At 67.7% G+C, this 12,099-nt stretch carries 5 protein-coding genes; 2 read left to right on the forward strand and 3 right to left on the reverse strand.

Translation table 11 applies throughout. The annotated features are described in order from the left end of the window. Window positions 1-6: 6 nt before the first annotated feature. The gene (locus tag IFT60_RS01455; protein ID WP_192048693.1) at window positions 7-549 is read right to left on the reverse strand and encodes an OmpA family protein; all 543 of its coding nucleotides are present in this window, start codon (window positions 547-549) and stop codon (window positions 7-9) included. A 421-nt stretch (window positions 550-970) separates the two neighbouring features. On the opposite strand from IFT60_RS01455, the gene IFT60_RS01460 reads away from it, so the two are divergent. Further along, window positions 971-2,569 carry a ShlB/FhaC/HecB family hemolysin secretion/activation protein gene (locus IFT60_RS01460; protein WP_192048695.1) on the forward strand — a complete coding sequence of 533 codons (1,599 nt, stop codon included), beginning with the start codon at window positions 971-973 and terminating at the stop codon, window positions 2,567-2,569. A 67-nt stretch (window positions 2,570-2,636) separates the two neighbouring features. Beyond that, window positions 2,637-9,041: a YDG domain-containing protein gene (locus IFT60_RS01465; protein ID WP_192048697.1), complete on the forward strand. Its 6,405-nt coding sequence runs from the start codon at window positions 2,637-2,639 to the stop codon at window positions 9,039-9,041. Between the two features lie 23 nt (window positions 9,042-9,064). On the opposite strand, the gene lldD is transcribed toward IFT60_RS01465, so the two are convergent. Both lldD and IFT60_RS01475 read right to left on the reverse strand, forming a co-directional pair. Then, window positions 9,065-10,198: an FMN-dependent L-lactate dehydrogenase LldD gene (lldD, locus tag IFT60_RS01470; protein WP_192048699.1), complete on the reverse strand. Its 1,134-nt coding sequence runs from the start codon at window positions 10,196-10,198 to the stop codon at window positions 9,065-9,067. Window positions 10,199-10,494: 296 nt separating this feature from the next. Further along, the gene (locus IFT60_RS01475; RefSeq protein WP_192048701.1) at window positions 10,495-11,811 is read right to left on the reverse strand and encodes an MFS transporter; all 1,317 of its coding nucleotides are present in this window, start codon (window positions 11,809-11,811) and stop codon (window positions 10,495-10,497) included. Window positions 11,812-12,099: the final 288 nt, after the last annotated feature.

Consider the following 12,099-nt stretch of genomic DNA (forward strand, 5'->3'; position numbering starts at 1 on the left):
CCAGTGCTAGCGCGACAGGTTGACGAGGGTGACGCGCCGGTTTTCGGGCGCACTCGGAACCGCCTTATTAATCAATTCGCTGTCGCCCTTTCCCACCGCATCGAGCCGCGCCCGGTCGATGTGCGCGTTGCCGGCAAGGTAGTCGCGCACCGACTCGGCACGCGACTGCGACAGCTTCATGTTCGCGGCGGCCAGCCCGCGTGGGTCGGCGTGTCCTTCGATCGCAAAGCGGGCCGCGGCCAGCCGTTCGGACGACATGGCCTGGGCCACGACGTCGAGCGCCTGTTTCGCCGCCGGCGTCAGGTTCGCCGAATTCGTGTCGAAGGTGATCAGGAGGTGGGCCTTCGCCTGCTTCGGCGAGACGGCCGGCGTGCCGACGTCGTCGCGCACGATGCGCAGGCTGCGGGTGCGGACCGGCGGCTTCGGCGCCAGCGCGTCGACCAGCGCGTTGGCGTCGACCTGCCCTTCCTTCAACAGCGGACCCTCCTGGCCCATGACGGGCAGCGCAGCGACCATGATGCAAACCGCCAGCAGCGAACGTGCTTTCATTTCTGACTCCTCGGTAAATAGTTTCAGGAACTGGACAGGCATCGGCAACGACCGACATCGGGCAAGGACCGACCATCTGCGCGGACACCGGCAAATCCTAACCGAGCCCGACCCATTCTTCAACGCCGCTTCGGCGCGGCGCCGGCCAGTTGCACAAATACCACTGGTGTGCTGCGGCTCAACGGCTGGGTGAACAGCCGGGTCGACAGCGTATGCCCGGCGCAATCCGGCGGCGTGCCACGTCCATGCTAGAGGTTGTACGTACACCACACGCGAAATAAATAATAGTTTCTATACAATTTTTTGGTCAATAATAGTGTAAACAGTATGTGCACTTATGCGCAATCCATTTCGTCTTCCCAATCTACCCGTCTCCGACCGTCGTTTCGCATCATCGCATCGCCTTGCGCAGGGGAAATTAATGACCACGTGTCTTCGCACATCCGTTATCTGGCTCGCCGTTGCCGGCGCAGCCGGCCTGTTCTCTCCTGCGCCTGCGGCGGGCCAGCCGCAGACACTGACGGTGACCGCGATTCGGGTCGAAGGAAATACCCTGCTTCCCGAACCGACCCTGCGCGCGCTCACGGAAGGCGTGGCCGGAAGCCAGCGCAGCCTGGCCGACCTGAATGCGCTCGCGGCCCGCATCCAGCAAGCCTACCGGACGGCCGGCTACGGCGGCGTCGTCGCCTACGTGCCGCCGCAGGAAAGCGACCAGGGGACGGTGGTGGTGCGGGTGGTGGAAGGCAGGCTCGCCGCCGTCAGGGTCAAGGGCAACACCCATTACGACGCCGCCAACGTGCGCGCCGGCCTGCCCAATCTGCGCCAGGGCGCGACACCGCGGGTCACCGCGATCGACCGCGACATCCAGCTGACCAACGACAGCCCCGCCAAGCAGGTCAAGGTGACGCTGACCGCCGGCGCGCGGCCAGGCGAAATCGATGCCGACGTCGGCGTCAGCGACAGCAATCCAATCCAGTTCCTGGCCGGCTACAACAATACCGGCACCCGCAGCACCGGCCGCCACCGGATCAGCGTCGGCGTCCAGCATGCCAACCTGTTCAACCGCGATCACGTCGGCACCCTGCAATACCAGACCTCGCCCGAGGATCCGGATCGCGTACGCATCTATAGCGCCGGCTACCGCATTCCCCTGTATGCGTGGGCGGCCTCGTTCGACGCCTTCTATGCCCGTTCGACGGTGAGCATCGGCACCACGGCCACGGTCGCCGGCCCCCTGAACTTCAGCGGCAGGGGCAGCGTCGCCGGCTTGCGCGCGAACCGCCACCTCGACCGCAGGGGCGAATACGACCATCACCTCACCTTCGGCGTCGACCGCCGCGACTACGACGACCAGTGCTCGGTGGGCGATTTCGGCGCCGCCGGCTGCGGCGCCGCCGCGCTCGACCTCACCACCGCGCCGCTCAGCATTGCCTACGTCGGCCAGCGCCAGGGCGCGAAGCGCGGCTATGGCATCAACGCGCTACTGGCGGTCAATGCCGGCGGCAGCGCGCGCGCCGCTTTCGAGGCGGCACGCGCCGGCGCCCGCCGCCATTACGCCGTCGCGCGCTTTACCGGCTACGTCGACCAGGCGCTGGCCGGCGGTGTGGCCGTCAACGCGCGCTTCGACATGCAGTACACCCCGCACCGGCTGATCGCGCCCGAACGCTACGGCATCGGCGGGGCCGCCAGCGTGCGCGGCTACCTGGAGCGCGAATTCTCGGGCGACCTCGGCTACCTGGCGCGCGTCGAAGCCTCCATGGCCGTGCCCGACCTGAGCGAAGGCATGCGCCTGCGCCCTTACCTGTTCCTCGATCACGGCCGGGTCAGGAACCATGGCGGCACGCCCTGCCGCGACGTCAGCACCGGCTCCTGCAGCCTGAGCGCGGCCGGCATCGGCGCCCGCTTCGGCTTCCGGCGCAACGCCAGCGCCAGCCTCGACGTCGGCCGCGCGCTCGAACGCGGCTTCGCCACCGCCAAGGACGAAGTGCGCGGGCACGTCGCCATCAACCTGCTGTTCTGACCGCCGTCCTCAACGTTTACCAACGCTTGCCAACGCTTGCCAACGCCACCGATCTTCGAGGCTCATCATGAAACAGTGTTCCAGCTTGCCCGCCTTTAGCCCGCGCCCCGGCCTGGCCCGCCATGCGCTCGCCGCCTCGATCGCGGCCGCCTTCGGCACGGCGGTTGCGCCGGCCTGGGCGCAGGTGCCGCAGTTGCCGACGGGTGCGCAGGTCGTCAGCGGCACGGCCGGCATCAGCACCGGCAACGGCCAGATGACGGTGACGAATTCGCCGAATGCGGTGATCGACTGGAACAGCTTTTCGATCGGCGCCGAGTACGGCGTGCATTTCCAGCAGCAGAGCGCGGCCAGCAAGGTGCTCAACCGGGTCGTCGGCACCGACCCGTCGAACATCTTCGGCAGCTTGAGCTCGAACGGCGCCGTCTGGCTGATCAATCCCAACGGCATGCTGTTCGGCAGCGGCGCGCGGGTGAACGTCGCCGGCCTGGTCGCATCGACGCTGCCGCTGTCGACGTCCGACTTCCTGGCCGGCCAGTACCGGTTCGGCGGCGGCGGCACGGCGCCGATCCGGACCGAACCCGGCAGCGAAATCGGCACCAGCTTCGGCGGCCACGTGGTGCTGATCGGGGCCTCGATCGACAACGGCGGCACCATCAGCACCACGGGCGGCCACACCGCCCTCGCCGCGGCCTCGAGCGTCGACCTCGTCGATTCGGGCGTCCCGAACCTCACGGTGCGGATCACCGGCGCCGCCAACACGGTCACCAACCTCGGTTCCCTGCTGGCCCCGGACGGCGGGACGATCGACGTGCTCGGCGGGATCGTCAACCAGGAAGGGATCGTCCGTGCCGAGATCCTGACTTCCTTCACGGCGGGCCGGGTATCGATCCGGGGCCAGGAGGGCGTCACGCTCGCCAGCCAGAGCCGGACCGATGCGAACGGCGGCCGCCTCGGCAGCGAAAACCCATCCGGCGGCGCCGTCACGGTCGAATCGGCCAACGGCACGGTCACGGTCGCCGGTCATATCAGCGCTGCCAGCGGCGACGACGACAGCTTCCTGGGCGACGGCGGAACGCTGCTGGTACGCGGGAAATCCGTCACCGTGACGGCGGACGGCGAGCTGTCCGTTGCCGGGTTTGCAAACGGCGGCACGCTGGGCGTCGAGGCGCCGGACGGCGTGGTCCTGGTCCAGGGCGGCCTGTCCGCATCCGGCATCACGGGCAGCGGCGGCAACATCGAGATCAGGGGCAGGAACGTCGGCATCCATGGCCAGGCCGTGGTCGATGTTTCCGGCTACGCCTCCGGCGGCAGCATGACCATCGACCGCGCCGCGGCAACGCCGGCGGGTGCCACCTCCTCGGTCTATATCGGCCCGAATGCACTGCTCCAGGCAAACGCCGACGACGGCGGCGGCGGCAGCATCGACATCGGGCGCAACAGCGACGCTACCCGCATCTACGGAACGCTCGATGTGAGCGCGGGAGTAGAGAGTTACGGTGGCTCGGTGCAAACATCGGGGCAGTTCGTCGACGTGCGGCCGCAACGAATCAACCTGCGCGGCCAGGGCCAGTTCGGCGGCAGCTGGACGGTGAACGCCGGCAACATCACGCTTGCCCCCGCCAGCGCCACCACGCCGGCGGACACGCCCGATTTCGCTATCCCGGCGACGCTCGAAGGCGGCAGCGTAACGGCCGCGCTGGTTTCCGAGGCCTTGACGGACGGGGCTGATGTCACGCTGCGCGCCGGATTCGCACGCGAGGCGGGCCCGCCGGCAATCCAGCCAGGTAACATCCTGGTTGCTTCGAACATCTTCGCGGACGACGCCCGGTCCAGTGCATCCCTCTATCTCGAGGCGTACAACGCCATTACCCTGGCCCCCGGGGTGAGCATCGAGAGTAACGCGGCGCCGTTGTATGTCTCGCTGCTCAAGGACATGGATGCGAACGACGATGGCAGCATCCAGCTCGGTGCAGGGAGCAGGATATCCACGGCCGGCGGCCATGTCCGGCTCTCCGGCACTTCGCGCCAATCCGAATCCTTCGTTCCGGTGCCAAGCGTCGTCATCGGCGGCGACATCGATACCGGCACAGGATGGATCGATATCCGCTCGACGTCGCTGGAACTCGACAATGCCAGCCTCAGCTCGGCCGCATCCGGGGTCGACGCCATCTACATCACAGCGCGTGAATTCTCCAGCACCGGCAGCACACTGACGGCAAACAATGGGCGCTGGCTGATGTCGCTGGCGAGCGGTGCGAATTTCAGCGCCGACTCACTGGCCGACCTCGCTCCCGACTTCGTGCAAGTGAATCTGGATCCGGAGACAGGGCCGGGCTTCGGCGGGAACGGCGTCGTGATGGCCGATTCCCTCGCTGTGCGCGCCAGGGTCGATGCCGGCCGCGAATACGACGGCAGCACCGACGCGCGCTTCAGCGAAGTGCTGGCCAGCGACGCGCCCTTCGGGTTTCGCTACGAGACCGGCAGCGACGGCGCTTTCTTCGTCAACGGCCGCTTCCAGGACAAGAACGTCGGCAGCGACAAACCTGTCGGCTACGACGGCGAGAGCCTCCCCTTCCGCCTGGTGACGTCCACCGGCGCTCCGGTCTACGGCGCCGACACCTCCCTCGTCGCCGACATCACGGCGCGCCCGCTGGCGCTGTCCAACGTCGTCGTCAACGACAAGGTCTACGACACCACCAGGACGGGCACGGTCAACAACCTCGCCATGTCGAACGTGGTCGAGGGCGACAACCTCGTGCTGAGCGATTTTGCCGCCCTGTTCGACACGAAAGATGCCGGAACCGGCAAGACCGTGGTGGTCACCGCCTCTTCCCTGCAGGGCGCCGACGCTTTCAACTACACCCTGCCCGGACCGGTTACCACCACGGCCGACATCACGCCGGCCCCTGTTACCGTAGGGCGCGTGGTCGGGGCCGACAAGGTGTACGACGGCACGCGGGACGCAGCCATTTCGAGCGTCACCTATTCGGGCGTCCTGGGCGACGACGACCTGGCGCTCGTCATCGGCGAGGCCCTGTTCGGCGACAAGAACGTCGGCACCAACAAGCCCATCGCTTTCACGCCCAGCCTGAGCGGCATCGACGCGCGCAATTATGTCCTCGTTGGCGACCTGAGCGCCACGGCATCGATCACGCCGCGCACGCTGGTGCTGTCCAACCTCGGCGCCGACGACAAGGTCTACGACGGCACCAGGACAGCCACCGTAAACGCCGGCCTGTCGAACGTGGTCGCGGGCGACGATCTCGCGCTGGGGCGCCTGGCCGGCCTGTTCGACACGAAAAACGCAGGAATCGGCAAGACGGTGACGGTCACCGCCGCGCCCCTGCAGGGTCTCGACGCTTCGAATTACGTGCTGCCCGGGGCCACCACCAGCGCCGACATCACGCCGCGGCCGATTACCGTACAGGGCGTGGCCGGGAGCGACAAGGTCTACGACGGCACCCGCCTGGCCACCGTTGCCGGCGGCACGTTCTCGGGCGCGCTCGACAGCGACGACGTGACGCTGGGAACCGGCGAGGCCCTGTTCGACGACAAGAACGTGGGTACGAACAAGCGCATCACCTTCACGGGCAGCCTGGGTGGGGCCGACGCGCCGAACTATGTCTTCGCCGGCAACCTGGTCGCCACGGGCTCGATCACGCCACGCCTGCTGGGCCTGGCCAACCTCGGCGCCGACAACAAGGTGTACGACGCCACCAGGGCCGCCACCGTGAACGCCAGCCTGTCGAACGTGGTCGCGGGCGACGACGTCGCGCTGGGCGGCCTGACTGGCCTGTTCGATACGAAGCATGCGGGGATCGGCAAGACCGTGGCGGTGACTGCCGGCTCGCTGCGCGGCGCCGACGCAGTCAATTACACGCTGGCCGACGCCACCACCCGCGCCGACATCACGCCGCGGCCGATCACCGCGCAGGGCATCGTCGGCAGCGGCAAGGTCTACGACGGCACACGCCTTGCCACCGTGGCCGGCGGCAGCTTCTCGGGCGTGCTCGAGGGCGACGACATTACGGTCGGCACGGGGGACGCCCTGTTCGACGACAAGAACGTCGGTACCAACAAGCAGATCACCTTCACGGGCAGGCTGGGCGGCGCCGACGCGCCGAATTACGTCTTCAGCGGTAACCTGGTTGCCACGGGCTCGATCACGCCGCGCGCCCTGGCGCTGTCCAACCTCGGCGCCGACAACAAGGTCTACGACGCCACCAGGGCGGCGACGGTGCGCGCTGGCCTGGCGAACGTGGTCGCGGGCGACGATGTCGCGCTGGACGGCCTGGCCGGCCTGTTCGATACAAAGAACGCGGGGACAGGCAAAACCGTCGCCGTCACGGTCGGCTCCCTGCGGGGCGCCGATGCGGGCAATTACACGCTGCCTGATGCCACTCCGGCCACCCCGGCCACCACGACCGCCGACATCGCTCCGCGACCGATCACCGCGGAGGGCATCGTCGGGGCCGACAAGGTCTACGACGGCACGCAGCGCGCATTTCTTTCCGCCAGCTCGGTGTTCGCCGGCCGGCTCGGCGACGACGACCTGAAGTTCGGTACCAGCGACATCCTCTTCGACGACAAGAACGTCGGCACGAACAAGCTCATCACGTTCACGAGCAGCATCATGACCGGGGCGGACGCTCCGAATTACGTCTTGGTCGGCCCACTGACCGCGCGCGGATCCATCACCCCGCGGGCGCTCGAGATCGGGATCGCCGGCCCGGTCAGCAAGGTGTACGACGCCGGCACTGGCGCCAGCCTGCGCGCGGACCAGTACCTGTTGAACGGTGCGGTCGCCAACGACGTGCTGACGGTCAGCGGCCCGTCCCAGGGCGTCTACGACTCGCCGAACGTCGGCCAGCAGAAAGGCGTCACCGTCAGCGGCAACTTCGCCGTCGGCGGCGCCGATGCGCGCAACTACCGCATCGGCGCCGTGGACCTGGGCAGCGCATTGGGCAGCACAAATGCGGTGGCGGCCACGGCCAGCGGCAATGTGGGGGCCATTACCCCCGCTACCCTGTTCTACCAGGCCGCGCCCGCGGTGCGCACTGCCGGCCTGCCGCTGTCGGGTTTCGACGGCAGCGTGACCGGGCTGCAAGGCGCGGATACGCTGGGGACGGCCACCACCGGCACGCTGCTCTGGAGCGGCGCCGCCACGCCGCAATCGCCGCCGGGCCGCTACGCCATCGACGGCAGCGGCCTGGCGGCGGCGAACTATGTGTTCGCCCAGGCGCCGGGCAACGTCAACGCGCTGCTGCTCGAAGCCGCGCCGGTAGTTCCTCCCGTCCTTCCTCCCGTCGTGCCACCCGTCGTGCCGCCAGAGTCGGTCCCGCCATTAGTGGCGGCGCCCGTCGCGATCGCGCGCGAAAGCAACACCGCCTCCTTCAACACGGCGCTGCACGCGGCCGTCGCCGCGATCGACCCGCCGGGCATCGCCGGCGGCGTGTTCGACATCTCGGGAGGGCCCCCAGGGCGCGGCTTTACCCCGGTGCGCATCGGGTCGATGAACCAGAACGAACTGGCGGCCATGCTCGACGCGCGCCGCGACTTCAAGCGCAAGCTGTTCGCCGATGCGATCTACAAGCTCGAGATCGACCCGAGCCTGGCGAACGTGCAGCCCTGCGCCACCGTCGTCGAGGCGGCGAGCGGCGCCTGCCGGATCACGCGCGCCCAGCTCGACCTTGCCCAGGCCGGCAAGGCGCAGCCCGCCGCGCCGACCAGGAAAAGCACCAGAAATGCCAACCTGCCGCAGATCGAACGCAAGATCGCGCTGTTCATCGGCATCAACGAATACCAGGACAACACCATTCCCCGCCTGGAGAATGCCTTGCCCGACGTCGACGCCCTCGCCCGCCTGTTCGCCGACAAGCTCGGCTACGAAGTGCAGGTGCTGCGCAACCCCGGCAAGGCTGACATCGTTCGCAGCCTGAACCAGCTCTCGCTCGAAGTCGGCAGCTCCGACAGCGTCGTCGTGTATTACGCGGGACACGGCTATTCGCTCGAGAAGGATGGCGCCGGCTACTGGCTGCCGGCGGATGCGCTGGCGAGCGATCCGCGCAAGTGGATCTCGAACGGCGACATTGCCCAGTTGCTGGCCGGCGTGCGCTCGCAGCAAATGGCGCTCATCTCCGACAGCTGCTATTCGGGCGCCTTCGCGCGCGACGGCATGGATGCGGTCGGCGTCAACGTGAGCGCCGACGACGTGCTCACCAAGCGCTCGGTGGTGGTGCTCTCCTCGGGCGGCGACGAACCGGTGGCCGACGAGGGCAAGGACAATCACTCGATCTTCGCCTGGAACCTGATGCAGGTCGTGAACTCGGTGTCGAAATGGAAGCCGGGCAGCTCGATCTTCACCGAGGTCCAGGCCGGCGTGAAAAAGGAATTCCCGCAGACGCCGAAATACGGGTCGGTGACGGCGGCCGGCCATCAGCGCGGCGGGGATTACCTGTTCGAACTGCGTTAGCCGCTTCGTCGGTGCACGCGGGTTCAGTCGGCCAGCAGGTGCGGCCCGATCTCGCGCACCGACTTCACGCCGGTCAGCACCATGTTCGTGCGCAGGTCCTTTTCCATGATGGCGAGCAGGCGCTCGACCCCGGCCTGGCCGCCGGTGGCGAGCGCATAGATGTAGGCGCGCCCGAGCAGGACGCCGTCGGCGCCCAGCGCCAGCATGCGGAACACATCGGTGCCGGTGCGCACGCCGCCGTCGGCGAAGATCGCCAGCTTCCCTTTCACCGCCGCCGCGATCGCCGGCAGCACGCGCGCCGAGGACAGGGTGCCGTCGAGCTGGCGCCCGCCGTGGTTGGAGACCACGATGCCGTCGGCGCCAAAGGCGAGCGCATCGCGCGCATCAATCGGATCGAGGATGCCCTTCAGGATCAGCCTGCCCTTCCATTCGTCGCGGATCCACTGCAGGTCTTGCCAGGCGATGTCCGGATCGAAGTTGGCGCCGAGCCAGCCGATGTAGTCGGTCAGCCCGGTGGCATGGCCGCGGTAGGCGGTGATGTTGCCGAGGTCGTGCGGGCGCCCGTGCACGCCGACGTCCCAGGCCCAGCGCGGATGCAGCATGGCCTGCAGCACGCGCCGCAGTGGCCCGTTTTCGCCGCTCATGCCGCTGTGGGCGTCGCGGTAGCGGTTGCCCGGCACCGGCATGTCGACCGTGAAGACGAGCGTGCGCGCGCCGAGTTCCCAGGCGCGCCGCATGACGTCGCGCATGAAGGCGCGGTCCTTCAGCACGTACAGCTGGAACCAGATCGGCTTCGACGCCTGCGCCGCCACCTCGGCCAGCGAACACACGGATACGGTCGACTGGATGAAGGGAATCGAACGCCCGCAAGCCGCGCGCACCGCCTGTACCTCGCCGCGGCGCGCATACATGCCGGCCAGGCCGATCGGCGCCAGCGCAATCGGCAGCGCGTACTGCTCGCCGAAGTAATCGACGCCGAGTTCGAGCTGCTCGGAACCGCGCAGCACGCGCTGGCGTAGCCTGACCGCCTGCAGGTCGTCGACGTTGCTGCGCAGCGTCTGCTCGGCGCCGGCGCCGCCGTCGAGATAGTGGAACAGGAACGGCGGCAGCTTGCGCCGGGCGGCTTCGCGGAAATCGGTTGCGGACGAAATGATCATGGCGGTAAGCGAATCGGATGAGGGTTCAGCTTACGGTAACACGTAACCGTCTGGCAACAAAAAGAATCCGAATGGGCGGTACCGATATCCTGCGGCAGCCGCGTAACGTAGGGTGGGCACCTGTGCCCACGCGGATCACGCCTTAATACGATGCACCGCTAAGCGTAGCCGACAAAGCATGCTGCCCCTTCGTTCGCACGCGCAATCGATGTGCATCTGCCGCACGCGTGGGCACAAGTGCCCACCCTACGTTACGCGTCGGCTAACGGTGATTGGACACGCCGTCCGAAATCACCTTACTCCAGCGCCCGGTTGCGCGACTCGACGTCGACGCACGCAATCGCCAGCGCGCCCACGACCAGGAAAGCCGCCAGCATCGCCAGCGACAGCGTGAACCGGCTCGCCATCACCGGCGCCACGATGGTCGGCGCGAACAGGCCGCCGAAGCGCGCCACGGCGCCGGCCATGCCCATGCCGCTGGCGCGCAGTTCGGTCGGATACACCTCGGGCGTGAACGCGTACAGCGCGCCCCAGGTGCCGAGCAGCGCGAAACTCATCAGCAGGGTCGAGCCGACTACCACCGCGGTGGCGCTGCCCAGGCTGTAGAACATGCAGCCGGCGGCGCTCAGCAGCAGGAAGCCGATCAGCGTCGGCTTCCTGCCCCAGCGCTCGACACCATAGGCCGACAGCGCGAAGCCGGGCAACTGCACCACCGCCAGCAGGATCAGGAATTCCTGGCCGCGCATGAAGCCGAAGCCTTCGCCGCTCAGTTTCACCGGCAGGTAGACGAAGATGCCGTAGTAGGCGATCGAGATCAGCGCCCAGGCCACGCCCAGGGCCAGGCTGCGGCGGCGCAGCGCGCCGGAAAACAGCGCGCCGAGCGAACGCCTGACGGGGATCTCGGGCTTGAGCGCGGGGATCGTGACGTCGCGGCGGTTGGTCGCGGCGACGCGCGCCAGCACCGCGCGTGCCGCTTCCGGCTTGCCGCTGCGATTGAGATACATCGGCGACTCGGGCACGAACAGGCGCAGCACCACGCCGACCAGCGCCGGCAGGCCGGTGACGAAAAAGATCACGCGCCAGGCGTCGTCGCCCCAGCGCAGCGCCACCAGGGCCAGCACCGCCAGCACGATGGTGCCGACCGCCCAGAACGATTCGAGCAGCACCAGCCAGCGCCCGCGCCGGTCGCTGGGCAGGAATTCGGCCATCATCGTGTAGTCCACCGGCAGCGTGCCGCCGACGCCGATGCCGGTCAGGAAGCGCAGCGCCAGCAGCCAGGTGAAATCCGGCGCAAAGGCGGAGGCGACGCCGAAACAGGCATCGATCACCACCGCCATCATCAGCACCGGGCGGCGTCCGATGCGGTCGGCAAGGCGCCCGAAGGCGAAGGCGCCGACCAGCATGCCGACGAAGAACAGCGTCCCGGTCTGCAGCGCCTGCGGCACGCCGATGCCGAAGGTCCTGGCGATCGAAGGCGCGCTGAAGCCGATCGACAGCACCTGCATGGCGTCGGCCATCCACACCAGGCCGAAGATCGCGAACAGGCGGTACTGGAACCTGCCGACCCCGGCGGTTTGTATGCCTTGTTCTACCGTGACGGGTGATGTCGACATCCTGTTTCCTTTAAGTTGAATTTTTTTAATCGTTTGGCCCGTTCGTTAAGCGCAGCTTAATCAGGTACGCGCGGCAGAACGTGGTGTTGCGTGGAGTGTGCATAAAAGCTCGGCTGAGAACAGTGTAATGGGGAACAGATGGAGAACAAAAATGCAAGCGTGGTCGCTTTTATTTCCTTGGCGCCGTGGCCGGACTCGAAGTCGCCGATGTGCGGATGGTGAACCGCGTGGGCAGAGCCCACCCTACGGTGCACGACGGCCACGGACTGGGGTATGACGTAGGGTGGA

It is taken from the genome of Massilia sp. CFBP 13721, from assembly GCF_014842025.1.
Classification (GTDB): domain Bacteria; phylum Pseudomonadota; class Gammaproteobacteria; order Burkholderiales; family Burkholderiaceae_D; genus Telluria.

Bases quoted from the DNA above. Each gene is read 5' to 3' on its own strand.
- IFT60_RS01475 (WP_192048701.1), bottom strand. From the start codon at position 11,811: ATGTCGACATCACCCGTCACGGTAGAACAAGGCATACAAACCGCCGGG.
- IFT60_RS01455 (WP_192048693.1), bottom strand. From the start codon at position 549: ATGAAAGCACGTTCGCTGCTGGCGGTTTGCATCATGGTCGCTGCGCTG.
- IFT60_RS01460 (WP_192048695.1), top strand. From the start codon at position 971: ATGACCACGTGTCTTCGCACATCCGTTATCTGGCTCGCCGTTGCCGGC.
- IFT60_RS01465 (WP_192048697.1), top strand. From the start codon at position 2,637: ATGAAACAGTGTTCCAGCTTGCCCGCCTTTAGCCCGCGCCCCGGCCTG.
- lldD (WP_192048699.1), bottom strand. From the start codon at position 10,198: ATGATCATTTCGTCCGCAACCGATTTCCGCGAAGCCGCCCGGCGCAAG.